Below are 16,334 nucleotides of genomic sequence, written 5' to 3'. Positions count from 1 at the left end.
CATAAACAGTAAACTTGAAGTAGGAATCAGAAGGGGTATTGTGACTCCGCTTGACCAGATGTAGGTAATCATTGATCCGATCAGGATCTACCAGAGTTGGAAGCTCATTGAAATGGATGGCCAGCTTGGCCAGATGTCTGGAATAGTTGGATAGTGTGCTCTTACTTTTCCCGGCTACAACAACTTTTTGCTCAAACTTGGCTAATAGTTCGCTAAAACCTGCTACATTAGAACAGGCAGTCTGGATGAGGTTTTCCTTTTTTTTTCATGATTAAAACGAGATTAAAATTGATCTAAAAAGTTACCTCTTTCTGGCTGCTCTTGAAACTACCGCAGGTTTAGTGCAACACGGGTTTTGCGTCAGGCGGGGGAAACGGCTTCGTATGACAGTTTTTCGTAACTTTGAAGTTTACGGCTTCGTAAGGAAGTTTTGTGCTAAAAACCCGCCCGAACGCAAAGCCGCAAACCGTTATGCGGCAGCTTAAAAGACAACAACCAACGACATTGACAGTAAGAAAATGAAATCAGATAATAAACTTGCAGGACTTGGACTTTTGACAGCAATTTCGGCATCACTATGCTGCATTACACCTGTTTTGGCTCTGTTGGCTGGAACAAGTGGACTTGCTTCTACTTTCTCTTGGCTTGACCCATTCAGACCATATTTAATTGGCTTGACAGTTTTGGTTCTTGCGTTTGCTTGGTATCAAAAACTGAAACCTCAAAAACAAATTGACTGCTGCGACACAACTGAAAAAACACCCTTTATTCAGACAAAAAAGTTTTTGGGTTTCGTAACAGTTTTTGCAGGACTGATGCTTGCGTTTCCAAGTTATGTCCACATATTCTTTCCAAAGACAGAAAGTCAAACAATCATAACCGACCAATCAAACATTAAAACAGCAGAATTTACAATTAACGGAATGACTTGTGCAGGTTGTGAAGAAAACGTAAATCACGAAGTAAATAAACTGACAGGAATAATTAAGACGAATGTTTCTTACGACAACGGCAACGCAATCATAGAATTTGATAGAACTCAAACCGACATTCAAGAGATAGAAAAAGCCATAACTAAAACAGGCTATTCCGTAACCGACAAAAAAGAAATAAAATGAACATAATCCTGCAATCAACTATCACTTGCCCTGAATGTGGACATAAGAAAGAAGAAACTATGCCGACAGACGCTTGCCAATATTTTTACGAGTGCGAAAGCTGCAAAAAGGTATTAAAGCCAAAACAGGGCGACTGTTGTGTATTTTGTAGCTATGGAACAGTGAAATGTCCATCCATTCAAGCCGGGACAAATTGCTGTTAAAGACAATGATAAAACTGACTGAAATCGAAAGCCGACCGCATAACATCGGTTTTGCAATATGGCGGGTGAAGTGCTACTATGAAACATTTGTGCAAGATTCAACATCAGTAATTCTATTGAACTTTTGTGCTAAAATGCCGCCACATCGCAAAGCCGTAAACCGTTATGGGCAATTATGCAATTCGAGAACATAACTAATTCAGGATTAAGTCGTAAATTAAAATTTGGAAAAACTAGAAAATATGATAACCAAGGCAGAACAGTTACCTGACATCAATCAATTGCTTTTGACTTTGGAAGGTCAATTCCCCAATTACAAAGTTTTTACATTTGGCTCTAAGCCTCTTAAAAGTATAATTGTTCAAAAATCTGGCATAATTGGCGCCCAAATAACGCTCCGTAATAACGAAATAATGGTCGATGCATGTTGCCCGAACATATTTGTGTCAGGCCTATTAGGTGCATTAAGTGCAATTTTTCCACCCTATATTAATTTCGAGATGATGATTACAGATTTCTTGAAAAGTAAGTACAATTGATAATTTTTTCCAGCTGCCGAGAAGACAAGAAGTTTATTTAATCAAAGATCTCAAAAACTCAACGCAATGAAATTAGGTCAGATTTAGCTCATGAAGCAAACAGGTGAAATAGTAATTTATCAATCAGGTCAAGACGCACCTACTATTCACGTGCTTCTTGAAAATGACACCCTTTGGTTGGATCAATATCAGATTTCTGAATTGTTTGGCACTGACAGGACATCAATTGTTAGGCATATCCGAAATATTTACAAAACCTCTGAATTGGATGAAGAGGCAACTTGTGCAAAAATTACACAAGTTCAACAGGAAGGTGAAAGAGCAGTAAAGAGACAAAAAAGCAGAAACGAATCCAATTGGTTTAGAAAAACTTCAGGCAAAAATAGATTCACTTTTTAATTCCAAAATTGGAGAAAATGAACCTGGCGCTGCGATTGCAATTTCATATAACCAAGAATTGATTTTCGGAAAAGGCTACGGATTAAGGGATTTAGAGACAAAGGAGCCTATTACCCTCAATACTAATATGAGAATGGCCTCGGTTAGTAAACAATTTACAGCCCTATGCATATTAAACCTTATAGATAAAGATTTACTTTCTTTAAATGATACTAGAAGTAAGTTTTGGAACTTTCCTGTTTTCAAGGATATTACCGTTGAACATTTACTAAATCATACCTCTGGGCTTGCAGATTACGAAGAACCCTATTTTCTAGAGAGATGGGATAAATCAAAGATTGTCGAAAATAAAGATATTTTAAAGTGGCTTGAGACTAATCCCAAGCCTTTGTTTGAGCCTGGAAAAGGTTGGGAATATTCAAATACTGCGTATCTGGTTTTAGCTCTATTGGTAGAAAAAGTAAGTGGGCAGGAATTTTCATCCTTTGCTAAAGAAAACATCTTTAGAAAAGCAGGCATGGAAAATACTAATTTTTACAACCTTGCCAAACCTATTGAAATTAAAGAAAGAGCATATTGCTATGAAAAGGATAGTCTCGGAAATTGGGAAAAAGTAGATGGTTTTTTTATGAATGGTATTTTAGGAGATGGTGCAGTTTATACCAGTGTTAATGATTACTTGGATTATGATAAAACTTTGCGAAACGAAGAATTACTCTCGAAAAAAGCACATGAATTAATTTTTAAACCTAGCTCTAACATTGATGGAGAATGGCCTAATACTGGGCACGAGATGATTGACCTCTATCCCTTCTTTAAAAATAAAGAAATAGGATATGGCATGGCTTGGATTGTTACAGACGACATAGCGAGTCATAGAGGAAGTTGGCATGGAACAAGAACAATGGTAGTAAGAAGACTGAATAAACCCTTAACTATCCTTTTATTTATGAATTCAAATTCAGAAATGAGAGAATTGCTAATGATAGAAACTTATGAACTAGTCAATCAATATTTAAAAACTACTGCTAAATAAAATAGAAAGCTTTGCCTTTTGCCTAGAAAAACTAAGCTTCCAATCTAGTAGAACCTATTAGTTTCAAACCCAAGAATCTATCCAAAAAAAACACCCCGACCAAACCTGAAGGTCTAATCGGGGTTGGGCTCTTTTGAGAATTTACCTGCTTCTCCAGAGGTCCTTGAGTTGCCTTCCATTAATCAGCATTACAAATCGGGCAGGATTAGGCACCAATACTATCCGCACATCCTGTCGATCAAACTGATCCGACTCGATAGGCACTCCCTCCTGCCCTCCGACTTCATAGCTTACGATACCATTAGCATCAGGAAGCAAAGGCTTGTATTTATTAGCGATATAAGCAGTAGGCAAGAGAATATCCGTATCGGATTTCAACACTCCATAAATTTTTTCGAGTTGCTTCTCCAATACATCCTCATAGTCCTCATTGAAATCATCTTCCAGGTCGTGAATTTCTTCCTCCAAATCGTCGTACTGCTCATCACTGTAGTCCATTGCAGCCAATAGATTTCTTTTTTCCACGATTTCGGTTAGCTCCTTATCCAGCTTGTCCCAATTCATTCTTTAGCGTTTTTTTGATTTGGTAATTAAAATACAAAGATGGGCAATCCCTTTTTTTTAGCCGAATTAATACTGAAAAATTAATTTGGGCTGCTGAAAATCGCCAGAATAGATCAAAAGCGCTTCAATTAAATGATCCCTCACTATTCCTCTCTACATTTTTTTGGGAAGTAAATGGTCAAAGCATAAGAAAATCTCCTTGAGAGTTTTATCAGCAAACCCTAACTAATGAGAAGGATTTTCCCATTTCGACCGGGGAGATTGTAAGCAGTCAGCGCTTCTTTGAAACTGTGCAATGGAAACTTACCGGCGATGTCAATTTGTGAATCCTCCTTCATCAAAAAACCAAAGACCTTCAGAAAAGCAGCCGCACGCGCCTTGGAATCGATCTCTTCCATCCAGCTACTCAGCCAAAAACCTTCAATTGTCAGGTCTTTAAAAATCAGCAAGCCGCTATTGATGGGCATATTGTCCAAAGCCAAAGCTCCGAAAACCATCATTTTCCCTTTATTCCTAAGGCTTGCCAGCGCTCGAGCTCCCAAAGCCCCTCCTACCGCATCAAATACCACATGCACTCCCTCTTCAGTATGCTCGGAAATAACTTTTTGAAGCTTTTCCTTCTCGGTATTGATCACTAAGTCTGCTCCTATTTTTTTCAGGTAGTCCTTTTGTTCCTCTCGACGAACGGTCGCCGCTACCTTGATACCCTTTTCCTTGGCGAGTTGGATCGCAAATTTGCCAAAAGCCGATGCGCCGGCCGTAATCAGCAGCCAATCTCCTTCCTTCAGACCGGATTTTTCGATCATGCCATAGGCCGTCATGGGATTGACAAAAGCCTGACAAGCGATCTCATCGGGCATTTGATCGGGGACGGGAATTGCTCCGGCAGCAGGTACACTGACATATTCTCTCCAGGTTCCGATGGTCGTAAACATGACTCGGGTACCTTTTTCGAATTTCCCCGCTTCATCGGCCTTCTCCACGACTCCGCAAGCCTCAAATCCCGCACTGCTAGGCAAAACCGGATTGATGCCATACATCCCACGGATAAACATAATGTCCGATGGATTGATATTTCTTGCGGTTACTTTGACCAAAATCTCATGCCCTTTGGGAATCGGTCTTTCTGTTTCTCTGATTTTCAATACTTCCTCAGGCATGCCTGTTTCTTCAAAAATAAGTTCTTTCATCGTTAAGTAGATTTCCTTTTTTGGGTTAAACTATAAATATATCTTTTGATCGCTCCTTTTTAGGCGATTTTTTTTCCTATCTTATCCTATCAATCTAATATAGCTAATCGATGGATTTATCAACCGTTTTTTCGCTTCAGGATAAAGTAGCATTAATCACTGGAGCAAGCAAAGGAATTGGATATGGAATTGCAGAAATTTTTGCAGCCGCAGGTGCCAAAGTGATCATCAGCTCTCGAAAACAGGAAGCCCTTGATGAAAAAGCAGAGCAGCTGAAACGAAAAGGATACGAAGTCACGGGTATCGCCTGTAACGTGGGAAATATGGACGAACTCCCCCCTTTGGTCGAAAAAAGCGTTGCCAAATATGGGCAAATCGACATTTTGGTCAACAATGCTGCGAGTAATCCAGTCTTTGGTCCTGTACACGAAACCAGTCTGGAAGCTTTTGACAAAATCATGGATGTCAATGTGAAAGCTCCCTTTGAATTGACCCGTCTCTGCTTTCCTCACCTTAGAAAATCAGCTAGTGCCTCGGTCATCAATATCAGCTCGATCGGTGGACTTTCTCCAGAAACTGGCCTCGGGATTTACTCGGTGAGCAAGGCCGCTTTGATTTCTCTGACGAAAGTTTACGCCAAAGAATGGGGAGATGCAAAAATCCGTGTCAATGCTATTTGTCCGGGACTGATCCAAACCAAATTTTCTGAAGCCCTATGGACCAATGACAAAATCATGGGCATGATTATGAAGCAGCTCGCTATCAAACGCGCAGGTACTGCCGATGAAATCGGCGCCATGGCATTATTTCTCGCTTCCCAAGCCTCATCTTATACCACAGGAGCCATATTAACTGCCGACGGAGGATTTACAATTTAATTTTATGCTTGATTTTCAGAAAGTAAAACTCAGACCTGAGTTGCCGGAGCTCTTAGAACAATATCGAGATTTTGTACAAAAAGAGCTCTTTCCCTTTGATTTGGCGGTAGTCACCGGCCCCTTCAAATCCTATTTGCCTCAGTTGCAAGAATTGAGAAAAAAAGCTCAGAAACAGAAACTCTTTGCCCCTCACCTATCAGGGAAAGAGGGAGGATTGGGCCTAAATCTGTTGGAATTTGCTTACGTTTCCGAATTGCTCGGTCAAAGTCCCATAGGCCACTACGTATTCAATTGCCATGCACCGGATATAGGGAACATGGAATTATTAGCACACTTTGGTTCTCCCTGGCAGAAAAAGGAGTTTTTGGAACCCCTTCAGAAAGGTGAGACACGAAGCTGTTTTGCCATGACCGAACCCGAAAATGCTGGAAGTAATCCGGTGAATCTGAGTACCACAGCAATTTTGGAGGAAAATCATTACCTGATCAACGGTAGAAAATGGTTTACCACAGCAGCAGATGGTGCTCAATTTACCATCGTCATGGCCGTCACCAATCCTGAGGCGAGTTCCCCCTATGAGCGGGCAAGTATGATTATCGTGCCCTTGGATACTCCCGGATTTCAACTGGTCAGAAACATCCCCGTAATGGGAGAAGCCGGAGAGGACTATTTATCTCATGGAGAGGTACTCTTCGAAAAATGTAGGGTTCCCAAGGAAAATCTGATAGGAATAGAAGGCATGGGATTTAAACTCGCTCAGGAACGCCTTGGACCAGGAAGAATCCATCATTGCATGCGATGGATAGGGATCTGTGAAAGAGCGCTGGACTTGATGTGCCGACGAGCTTCACAGCGGATGCTCAATCCCGGTAAACCCTTGGCCGAAAAGCAAAGTGTACAAAACTGGATTGCCGAAAGCAGAGCAGAAATCAACGCAAGCCGACTGATGGTCCTGGACACTGCCGAAAAAATGCAAATTCATGGAGCCAAAGCGGTGAAAGAAGAGATATCGACCATCAAGTTTTTCGTAGCCAAGGTTTTGATGCAGGTCATCGACCGGGCGATTCAGGTTCATGGTGCCCTTGGGGTGACTGATGACACCTTGCTCTCTTTTTGGTATAGGCATGAGCGTGGAGCAAGAATTTACGATGGTCCGGATGAGGTGCATAAGGCAGCTTTGGCTAGAAGTATCCTCAAAAAGTATCAATCATGAGTGTAGCATTGGATGAAGTCGCATTAAAAAGTAGGTTACGGGAAGTTTTGGATTGGGATCCCCAACAGGTAGAAATCACAGCCCTTTCTGGAGGTTACTCCAATTTGACCTACCTTATCAATTCTGAAAAAGGAAAATTTGCTCTAAGGCGACCGCCGATGGGCTATAAAATCAGTACAGCCCATGACATGGTGAGAGAGTACAGCGTACTCAAAGCTTTGGAGCAGGCGGGTTATTCCAGAAGTCCACAGGCAGTTTACTTGGAGCAGGATGAAAACATCCTTGGTGCTCCTTTTTTTATCATGGAATTTATCGAAGGACAAATTCTAAGAGGTAACTCCCCACTTGCGCAAAAACTAGTCCCGGAAAAGTATAGGATCCTTTCTCAACAAGCAATTGTATCACTTCATGAGCTTCACAAGCTAGAATTAGAGGATTCAAAGTTGATCGAACTGGGAAAACCTGATGGCTATGTCCAAAGACAAGTAACTGGCTGGGCCAATCGTTATCAAAATGCCAAAACCGATCAAATTCCAGCATTGGAAAAAGTAGCTGAGTGGCTAAAAATCCATCAGCCGGAGCACTCGGAGACGGCTTTTATTCACAATGATTACAAGTACGACAATCTGGTTCTGGACCTCGAAAACGGCATTAACATCAAAGCTGTACTCGACTGGGAAATGGCCACCGTCGGAGATCCGCTGATGGACCTGGGCACAAGCCTAGCCTATTGGGCTCAGGAGGATGATCCCGCTGTTCTCAAGCATTTCAATGCCAGTCACTTTCCCGGTAATTTGACACGTCAAGAAGTCATTAATTATTACCAGTCCAAAAGTGGGAAGCGCCTCGATCAGATGGTGTTTTACTATGTTTTTGGACTTTTTAAAGTGGCTGTCATCGCACAACAAATTTATAAGCGGTACCAACTAGGCCAAGCAAAAGACTCGCGGTTTGCGATGCTCATAGAAGTAGTCAAAGCAGCCGGAAAATTAGCGGAGACAAGTATTCGAACAGAAAAAATTTGATATGGAAATAACGAACGTAGGGATTTTAGGTGCAGGAACATTGGGCACGAGGGTTGCGCTGCAGGCTGCGATCTCAGGCTATCAGGTGGGGATTTTTGATATCCATGAAAAAGCCTTAGATGCCTCCTTTAAGCTGATGAAAGAACTTCTTCAGCAATTGGAAAAATCAAAAAGAATCGAGGAGGCTTCTGAAAAAATTCTCTCTAGAATTTTATTCACCACCGAACTAGAAAAATCAGTAAATCAGGCCGATATCATCAATGAAAGTGTGACTGAAGATCCCGAAATCAAAAAAGAGCTTTGGGAGAAAGTAGGGAAAATAGCCCCAAGCCAAACCCTATTCACCACCAATACCTCTTACCTGCTTCCCTCCATGTTTGCAGAAATTTCTGCTCGTCCAGAAAAATTCTGTGCTTTCCATTTTCATGATGTATTTTATTCCCGAGTAGTGGATATCATGCCTCACGTGGGAACCGATCCGGCTATGATTCCGATCTTGGAAGATTTTGGCAAAAGCCTCAATCAAGTTCCCGTCATTGTAATGAAAGAGCATCCCGGTTATTTATTTAACACGATGCTTTTGGCGTTGATTGGAGCTGCGGGAAAGCTTTTGACAGGGGAAATTGGGAGTATTGAGGACATTGACAAATCCTGGATGGTCAATTTTCATATGCCGATGGGACCCTTTGGAATTTTAGACTCTATAGGATTAGATACGGCTTGGCATGTTACCAAAACCCGAAAAGACTCTGCTTCACAGGCTTTTGCAGCACTTTTGAAAACATATCTAGATCAGGGTAAGTTAGGAGAAAAATCAGGTCAGGGATTTTATCAGTACCCCAATCCAGCATTTAAACAGCCTGATTTCATCCTTTAAATCCAAATCAAGTGCTGACTTCGTAAGTGAGACATCCCCACAACCGCCCATAATGAAAAATATTTTACTCTCACTTAGCCTAGTCGTTTTGACAGCGATTACTTGCTATGCTCAGCAAGTAATCCATTCTTCGGTCAAGTATCCTATTTCCATATATCAAAATGCAGCAATTCTTGATTTAGGAAAGGAAAATATTGATTTGACAAACCTTCTTTTGCATGAGGGTGAATTTGAATTTGAAAAATTATCCACGTCAAATGAAAATTTAGGATTTACAGATCACTTTTATTACGTCAAGTTTGAGATCAAAAATGAGCAGAATCAAGCGCAAAAGCTTTTTTTGGAAGCTGCGAGGCCGATAACAGACCGTGCTGACCTCTACGAAGTCAAGGATGGGGAAATGGTCAATTACCAAGCCAATGGGGATTTGATTCCATTTTCGGCTCGGGCTTTTGAGCACAGGAAATTAATTTTTCCCATCGAGATGAGTGCCGGGCAAAGCAAAACCTTTTACCTCAAACTCCAAAGCGATGGGGAAGTCATCAACCTCCCATTGAATCTTCATAACGATACTTCTTTGATCTTGACCACCTATCAAGATCAGTTGATATTTGGGGTGTTTTATGGCCTTTTAGGCTTGGCGGCTATTACCTATTTGTTTTTCTTTTTTGGAATCAAAGAGCGAAGTTTCCTTTTGTATTCCGCCTATGTGGTTTCGGTAGGACTACTTCACTCCTCTTTAGACGGATACTTTTTTCAATACCTACTAGGAGAACCGGGATGGTTTGCCGATCGGAGCTTATTGCTTTTTGCGGCATTATCGGCTTTGCTTTTTGGGCGCTACACGCAGACTTATATCCGATTAAAGGAATTTTCTCCGGGATTAAACAACGTTTTCACCCTGGTGAATTTCAGCATTCTCGGATTAATAGCTGGAATATTACTTTTAGATGCAGGAAGGCCACTTTACTATCCACTAGTCAATGCGCTGGCTTTTTTGTTGATTTTGCTTTGTTTGATTGGAGTAGGAATCAGCTACTATCGCAAACAGCCCGCAGATCCCTTTTTCACAATAGGTATTTCCATGCTGATGATTGGATTTGTTACCTTCATATTGAATAATTTCAGTTTAATCTCCAACTCCTTCATCACCGAAAATTCAGCGAAGCTGGGCACAGGAATTGAAATTCTATTCCTTTCCCTATCCATGGCAAACCGCATTCGGATTTTAAGAAATGAAAAGGAAAAGGCTCAAAATTTAGCTTTGCAACAATCGGAAGAAAGTAATGAGCTAAAGTCCTATTTTCTGTCCAATATGAGCCATGAGTTGAGAACTCCCCTCAATGCCATTTTGGGGCTTTCTCAGACCATTATGAGTGAAATCGGTGATCAGCGAATCCGGGAAAATATAGAAGTAATCAAATATTCCAGTCTTTCACTACTCTCCTCCATCGATGATATTTTGGATTATTCTAAAATCGAGAAGGGTGAACTGATCTTGGAGAAAAAAGTCTTTTCTACCCGAAAAATTATTGGTGAACTCAATGCCTTGACCTTTCAGCAGGCGAGAGATAAGAAGGTCAGTTTTGTATATGAAGAGCGTGCCCCATTGCCCGACAGGCTATTGGGAGATGCCAACCGCTTTCGGCAGATTTTAGGAAACATCCTGAATAATGCAGTGAAATTCACACAGGAGGGCGAAATCAAGCTCCAGTTGACTGCCGTTCAGGAAAACGATCAATTGGTGGATCTACATTTTGAGATTCAAGATACGGGAGTTGGAATACGTCCGGAAAAGCTAGATAGGATTTTTGCGTCCTTCGTGCAGGAGCAATTGGATGATAAGCGAAAATTCGGTGGCTTTGGTTTGGGACTGTGTATCGTAAAAGCTTTGGTAGATCAGCATCAAGGAGAAATAGCTATCCAAAGTACGCCACAAAAAGGAACTCAGGTAGCTGTCAAGCTAAGTTTGGAAAAGGCACCTATGGATAAGCTGGAATCGATCAAAAAGGAATCGGACCAAATCTTAAAAGGAAAAAACATCCTCGTTGTAGAAGACAATCGAGTCAATCAACTCGTGATCAAATCCATACTGAGAAAATGGGAGGGTGTCACTTTTTCTTTTGCTAATCACGGACTGGAGGCTTTGGATTTACTCAATGAACAGAAATTTGATCTTGTTCTAATGGATTTACAAATGCCGGAAATGGATGGTTATGAAGCTACACAGGCGATTCGCTCCGGAAAGGGTGGAGACCGACATCAAAGTGTGCCCATCATCGCTGTAACTGCTGATACTACAGAAAAAAGCAAAAGCCGGGTACAGGCCGTTGGGATGGATGACTACATGAACAAGCCTGTCGATGCAGAACTACTGAAAGAAAAAGCTGCAAAAGCAGTCTATTTGGAAACTATCCAATTGGAAAAGATTTAGGAGTTTCAATCCTTGAACCGAAACTTAAGATATTTGATTTTCTCCCCTTTGTCAGAAAACATTTTTTCGTATCGGGTCTGAATACCAAAATGCTCGTCTTTCCATTCGCTTTGATAAAAATCATGGGTAAAACCCAAGACTTCAATATCGTCTCTTCCTTGTAGCAATTCCAGCGTATAGTCAAAAAGACCAGTATTATCGGTTTTAAAATGTACTGTACCGCCTGCCTTGATTAAGGGTTTGTACATCTCCAGAAACTTTGGCGAAGTCAAGCGGCGTTTTTCATCGCCATCTCGAGGAAAAGGATCAGGGAAAGTAATCCAAAGCTCTGAGATCTCTCCCAGATCAAAAAACTTATCCAATTGTTGAATTTGAGTACGGAGAAAAGCTACATTTTTTATTCCCTCGGCAGTGGCAGTGGAGCTACCCTTCCAGATCCGGCTTCCTTTGATATCTACTCCAATAAAATTATTTTGTGGAAACACACGGGCAAGACCCACTGCAAATTCACCCCGTCCACAGGCCAGTTCGACTACGATTGGATTCGAGTTGAAAAACTGAGATTCATTCCAGTTGCCTTTGATGTTTTCAAAAATGGGTTTACCGTCCTGTACGACATTGGGGTTAAGCTCATTTTCTTTGAAACGAACCAGTTTTTTTCTGCTCATGCTAAAGGGATTCTATTTCTGCGACCACAAAAGTACTTCCTCCGATGAATATCAGATCATCTTTATTGGCATTTTTTCGGGCGAAATTCAAGGCCTTGTTGACATCGGGGATAACTTCACCTGATAGACCAACACTTTTTGCCTTCACTGCAAGCTCGGTGGCTTTAAGCGCTCTAGGGATTTGAGCTTCACAAAATACATATTGCGCATCTTTAGGAAGTAGAAGAAGAATCTTAATGACATCCTTATCCTGCACCATTCCCAAAACCATCCAAAGTTTTCTGAACGAGTACGTTTTCAATTGATTTAAAATCTCCTGTACTCCGGGTTCATTATGGCCTGTATCAGCGATGATGGTAGGACTTTCTCCTAGCAATTGCCATCGACCTTTAAGACCAGTTAAGTCAGTTACCTCAGCGAGACCTTTATTTATCGCTTCATCACTCAGTTGCCAGCCTATGCTTTTCAATTGATCTAAAGCCTCCAATATTCCAGGTAAATTATGCCGTTGATAATCCCCCAATAACCCAAAAGAAAGCAAACTTTCTTTTCCTTCCCTTTTTATTTGGAATAGGGCCTGTTTCTCTAGGTTTCCCTGCTTCTTTACCTTCCACTTCTGATCCGCAAAGCAAATAGGAGCATCCTTTTCTTCAGCCACCTTTTCAAACACAGGCTGGGTTTCTAACTGGCTTTGACTAATGACAACCGGTGTATTTTGCTTGATAATTCCAGCTTTTTCAAAAGCTATCTTTTCCAAGCTATCTCCCAAAAACTGCATATGATCCCATCCGATGTTAGTAATTAAAGCTAGCTCGGGCAAAAGAATATTTGTGCTGTCTAAGCGACCTCCCATGCCCACTTCTACAATCGCGATGTCTACCTGCTCCTGTGCAAAATACCAAAAAGCCAAACCCACGGTCATTTCGAAGAAACTGGGTTGGAGGGATGTCAAAAACTGCTGATGCGATTCGACAAAGGCAACCACCCGCTCTTCAGGAATTTCCTGCCCATTGATTCTGATTCGCTCTGTAAATGATTTTAAGTGCGGAGAGGTATACAATCCAGTTTTATAGCCTGCAGCCTGAAAAACTGCGGCTAATGCATGCGAACTACTACCTTTTCCATTGGTACCACCCACGTGAACGGATTTAAACTTCCGCTGCGGATGATCTAAATACTTGCAGAGTTGGACAGTATTGGAAAGATCTTTTTTAAAAGCTGCCGCACCTACCCGCTGAAACATGGGAAGTGCCTGGTACAGAAAATCCAAAGTTTCCTGATAGGTCATCGTTTAATCAACCTTGATAATAAAAGTGATTTTTCCGGAAGAAAAATCCGCCACATCTCCCCCCTGTTTTTTGAAAGAGACCTGATTTACTACTTGGCGATAATAGGCTAATACATCGTTGGAAACATTGTACTCGAGAGGCACAGCCTGAACCACCCGACCACTATCGTCTACTGTGATTTTAAAAACTATGCGGCCATTTCGTGTGGAGACCTTGTCATTAATACTCGGTCTAGCTGCAAAATCCCATCCTGCTAAGTCGAGGCTATAGCCAGAACCTGAGTTTACGCCTTGTCCGGAACCCTGCCCCATGATAGCACGGCCATCCACGGTTCCTTTGGGATCTCCGGCATCTCCTTTTTCGGTAGACTTACCTTCAGCACCTCCGGCAGATGCCTGATTTCCTGTTCCTTTGGTTCCCCCTGCCCCCATTAATGCTCTTTCATTTACTTTTGGCTTTTCGGGTGCTTTTTGAACGGTCTCTTCTGCTTTTGATTCCGCAGGAGTAGTTGTGGTTTTTGTAGGCTCTTGCTTTTTTACCTCAGGTATTTTGTTTGTTTCGGATGCTTTTTCTTCGCCTTTGATAGGTGACGGTTTAGTAGTCACTGCTTGATTGACAGCGGGTGTTGGATTTGTTTTAGGCTTAGCTACTTCAGTTTTAGGAGCAGGAGTGGGTGTCGCCTCGGGTGTAGGCTGCTTCGCAATCTCACCGGGAGCTGCACTTTCTGTCACAGGCGTGACGGTCTCTGAAGGTGGATTGTTACTGCTTACATCGCCTGAACCTGTTGGAGTAAAGCCCAAGTTGAGTTCCAATCCAAATGTAGGCAAAGGGGGAATGGGTTGCTTCCAGACTACAATAAAATAGAAGGCAATCAAAAGCAGCACATTGAGGACAAAGGTGATTATCCATGCGCGTTTTTTGTTTTTGCTTTCTACCTTATCTGCATTCCAGAATTCCATTATTAGAAAGGTTTGGTTGCTATAGAAACATTGGCCTCTAGACCAGCAGCTATTCCGCCTATTTCTACTAAATATTCTACGGGTACTTCCTTATCGATATGAAGAACAACTTGGCCTTGCTTCCCCGATAATAAACTGGTCAATTCCCCTTTGATTTGATCTCGTGAGACTACTCTATCATTTACTGCATATTTGAGGTCTTTGGTGACAGACACTGTTACCTCCTGCATTGCTATATCAGACGTCTCACTAGAAGGAAGGTTTACCGGAAGACCAGATGGGGTGATAAATGAGGAAGTAAGCATGAAAAATATCAGCAACAGAAATATAATATCTGTCATCGAAGACATGCTAAATGCCGAATCTACTTTATGTTTGGATTGAAGTCCCATTTTATTTCTCTTGTAGTAATTCGATGAATTCTATCGTCGCGTATTCCATTCGATGAACAAGCTTGGAAACTTGAGTCACCAGATAGTTATAACCCAAATAGGCTAAAATACCTACCACCAATCCGGCGGCAGTGGTAATCATGGCTTCATAGATCCCTTCTGAGAGCAATTTGGGCGAAACCATACCCTCTTCTTGCGCTATCGCAATAAAGGCCTGAATCATACCTGCTACCGTACCTAAGAAACCAATCATTGGTGCAGCACCTGAAACAGTAGCTAGCAGATTGAGATTTTTCTCCAGTTTATAGATTTCTATCTTTCCGACATTCTCTATGGAGACTTCAATATTTTTCAAAGGTGAACCGATCCGATCCACTCCTTTGGCAATCATATTAGCAACAGGAGATTTTTCATCCGCACAAAGCATCTTTGCTTTTTCTATTTGCCCACTCACAACTAAAACTTTTACTTGGTCAAGTAAGTGCGCGGGAGTTTTAGATGCTTTTTTTAAAGTCATCAGCCGCTCTACAAAAATGAATATCGCCAAAATAAAGAGCAGGTACAGCGGTATCATCATGTATCCCCCTTTGATGAGCAGGTCCAAAAGACCAATATTCTCATTTCCGGCATTCATAGAGAGACTGTCCACAGCCGAAAGGCTGTCGGTAGAGAGTGTTTGAAGAAGAATCATATTAATATTTCAAAATCCAAAGTGCTTCTGTATACTGATCCTTGACCTTTTCCAACTCATTGTTGGCTTGGGTAAAAGAAGTGAACTTTCCGATAGCCAAACGATAATTGGGTACATCATCGTATGGTGAAATCAAAAAGAGCTCCTCTACTCGATCATAATATTGACTGGATTCTTGGATGGCTAAGCGTTCATTTGGCAAACTTCCCACTACTATAAAATACTGTGGTCGAGTTGCTTTACTTTCTACTCGGATCAAAGAACCTGTACTCACTTGCTCAATTGTTGTACCAGATTCCTCATTTGTGCTACTTTCTGCAATAGGGATTTCTTCTTTAACTTCAACAGGCTCACTTTCAGCCATTTCCTCTTCTTCAGCTAAAGAATTTTTAACATCCTCATTACCCGTCTCCATTTCAGATAGGGAAAGCGACTCTAAGTTATCTCCCGTAATCAAGACATTAGGGGAAGATTCCTCTTCCTTCATCAGCTGCCAGACTACTGTAGAAATAAGTAATAAGCCTACAAAAACTACATAGACAGCCCAGTTTGACTTTTTCTTTTCTATTTTCTCTACTGGACTTGCCTTTTCTAATTGGCCTTTTTCTTCAAAAATCTCATCTTCTTCTGCCAACGGCTCATGAGTTATTACAGGCTTGACTGCATGGGCTGTTTTTGCACGTAAGGCAGCAGCAGAAAGATCCTCCTTCACCCCTTTTGGAGAGGAGCCTGTTGGACTCTCATCGGGAGCTTGTGACACATCAGACAAAGACTTGACCTCTACGAAAGGCAGTCCATAGTCCTTTGGATCAGACCATTGCGGTGTATTTGTTTTTTTATCAGCCATTTGGAAAAAAGA

General features: G+C 41.5%; 18 protein-coding genes. 10 read left to right on the top strand and 8 right to left on the bottom strand.

Annotated elements, in window-relative coordinates; all coding sequences use genetic code 11:
• Positions 1 to 518: 518 nt before the first annotated feature.
• The 5 genes from merTP (at position 519) to BLQ57_RS15715 (ending at position 3,295) form a co-directional block, all read left to right on the top strand.
• Positions 519 to 1,118, top strand: a complete 600-nt coding sequence (gene merTP / locus BLQ57_RS15735; RefSeq protein WP_013631655.1) for a mercuric transport protein MerTP — start codon at positions 519 to 521, stop codon at positions 1,116 to 1,118.
• Positions 1,115 to 1,321, top strand: a complete 207-nt coding sequence (locus BLQ57_RS21495; protein ID WP_013631656.1) for a GDCCVxC domain-containing (seleno)protein — start codon at positions 1,115 to 1,117, stop codon at positions 1,319 to 1,321. The genes merTP and BLQ57_RS21495 overlap by 4 nt, the downstream gene beginning before the upstream one ends.
• Before the next feature lie 224 nt (positions 1,322 to 1,545).
• Positions 1,546 to 1,860 (top strand): hypothetical protein, encoded by a 315-nt coding sequence (locus BLQ57_RS15725; protein ID WP_139162760.1) that lies wholly within the window; start codon positions 1,546 to 1,548, stop codon positions 1,858 to 1,860.
• Positions 1,861 to 1,950: 90 nt separating this feature from the next.
• Positions 1,951 to 2,259 (top strand): virulence RhuM family protein, encoded by a 309-nt coding sequence (locus BLQ57_RS15720; protein WP_087940512.1) that lies wholly within the window; start codon positions 1,951 to 1,953, stop codon positions 2,257 to 2,259.
• Positions 2,216 to 3,295 carry a serine hydrolase domain-containing protein gene (locus BLQ57_RS15715; protein ID WP_087940511.1) on the top strand — a complete coding sequence of 360 codons (1,080 nt, stop codon included), beginning with the start codon at positions 2,216 to 2,218 and terminating at the stop codon, positions 3,293 to 3,295. The genes BLQ57_RS15720 and BLQ57_RS15715 overlap by 44 nt, the downstream gene beginning before the upstream one ends.
• Before the next feature lie 141 nt (positions 3,296 to 3,436).
• Here BLQ57_RS15715 and BLQ57_RS15710 read toward each other — a convergent pair whose 3' ends face one another.
• Entirely contained in the window at positions 3,437 to 3,859 is a 423-nt protein-coding gene (locus tag BLQ57_RS15710) for a hypothetical protein (protein WP_087940510.1), read from the bottom strand.
• A 221-nt stretch (positions 3,860 to 4,080) separates the two neighbouring features.
• Positions 4,081 to 5,049 carry a zinc-dependent alcohol dehydrogenase family protein gene (locus BLQ57_RS15705; RefSeq protein WP_087940509.1) on the bottom strand — a complete coding sequence of 323 codons (969 nt, stop codon included), beginning with the start codon at positions 5,047 to 5,049 and terminating at the stop codon, positions 4,081 to 4,083.
• A 110-nt stretch (positions 5,050 to 5,159) separates the two neighbouring features.
• Between BLQ57_RS15705 and BLQ57_RS15700 the strand changes: the two genes are divergently transcribed.
• The 5 genes from BLQ57_RS15700 to BLQ57_RS15680 are packed head-to-tail and all read left to right on the top strand — an operon-like array spanning position 5,160 to position 11,476.
• Complete coding sequence (locus BLQ57_RS15700; protein WP_087940508.1) at positions 5,160 to 5,927, top strand: SDR family NAD(P)-dependent oxidoreductase; 768 nt, start codon at positions 5,160 to 5,162, stop codon at positions 5,925 to 5,927.
• Between the two features lie 4 nt (positions 5,928 to 5,931).
• The gene (locus BLQ57_RS15695; RefSeq protein WP_087940507.1) at positions 5,932 to 7,140 is read left to right on the top strand and encodes an acyl-CoA dehydrogenase family protein; all 1,209 of its coding nucleotides are present in this window, start codon (positions 5,932 to 5,934) and stop codon (positions 7,138 to 7,140) included.
• Positions 7,137 to 8,165 carry a phosphotransferase family protein gene (locus BLQ57_RS15690; protein ID WP_087940506.1) on the top strand — a complete coding sequence of 343 codons (1,029 nt, stop codon included), beginning with the start codon at positions 7,137 to 7,139 and terminating at the stop codon, positions 8,163 to 8,165. The genes BLQ57_RS15695 and BLQ57_RS15690 overlap by 4 nt, the downstream gene beginning before the upstream one ends.
• Position 8,166: 1 nt before the next feature.
• Positions 8,167 to 9,042, top strand: a complete 876-nt coding sequence (locus BLQ57_RS15685; protein WP_087940505.1) for a 3-hydroxyacyl-CoA dehydrogenase — start codon at positions 8,167 to 8,169, stop codon at positions 9,040 to 9,042.
• Between the two features lie 52 nt (positions 9,043 to 9,094).
• Positions 9,095 to 11,476: a hybrid sensor histidine kinase/response regulator gene (locus BLQ57_RS15680; RefSeq protein WP_087940504.1), complete on the top strand. Its 2,382-nt coding sequence runs from the start codon at positions 9,095 to 9,097 to the stop codon at positions 11,474 to 11,476.
• 5 nt (positions 11,477 to 11,481) lie between these two features.
• Here BLQ57_RS15680 and trmB read toward each other — a convergent pair whose 3' ends face one another.
• From trmB to BLQ57_RS15650, 6 genes are read right to left on the bottom strand one after another with little or no spacing between them, the layout of a single operon-like run.
• A complete protein-coding gene (gene trmB / locus BLQ57_RS15675) occupies positions 11,482 to 12,144 on the bottom strand; it encodes a tRNA (guanosine(46)-N7)-methyltransferase TrmB (protein ID WP_087940503.1) in 663 nt (220 codons plus the stop codon).
• A gap of 1 nt (position 12,145) precedes the next feature.
• Positions 12,146 to 13,432: a bifunctional folylpolyglutamate synthase/dihydrofolate synthase gene (locus BLQ57_RS15670; protein WP_087940502.1), complete on the bottom strand. Its 1,287-nt coding sequence runs from the start codon at positions 13,430 to 13,432 to the stop codon at positions 12,146 to 12,148.
• 3 nt (positions 13,433 to 13,435) lie between these two features.
• Positions 13,436 to 14,392, bottom strand: coding sequence for an energy transducer TonB (locus BLQ57_RS15665; protein ID WP_087940501.1), 957 nt, complete (start codon positions 14,390 to 14,392; stop codon positions 13,436 to 13,438).
• A 2-nt stretch (positions 14,393 to 14,394) separates the two neighbouring features.
• The gene (locus BLQ57_RS15660; RefSeq protein WP_087940500.1) at positions 14,395 to 14,784 is read right to left on the bottom strand and encodes an ExbD/TolR family protein; all 390 of its coding nucleotides are present in this window, start codon (positions 14,782 to 14,784) and stop codon (positions 14,395 to 14,397) included.
• A gap of 1 nt (position 14,785) precedes the next feature.
• A complete protein-coding gene (locus tag BLQ57_RS15655; protein ID WP_087940499.1) occupies positions 14,786 to 15,475 on the bottom strand; it encodes a MotA/TolQ/ExbB proton channel family protein in 690 nt (229 codons plus the stop codon).
• Position 15,476: 1 nt separating this feature from the next.
• Complete coding sequence (locus BLQ57_RS15650; RefSeq protein WP_087940498.1) at positions 15,477 to 16,322, bottom strand: hypothetical protein; 846 nt, start codon at positions 16,320 to 16,322, stop codon at positions 15,477 to 15,479.
• Positions 16,323 to 16,334 lie beyond the last annotated feature (12 nt).

The organism is Algoriphagus faecimaris (assembly GCF_900101705.1).
Lineage (GTDB): Bacteria > Bacteroidota > Bacteroidia > Cytophagales > Cyclobacteriaceae > Algoriphagus > Algoriphagus faecimaris.
This window is presented reverse-complemented; position numbering and strand designations above follow the sequence as displayed.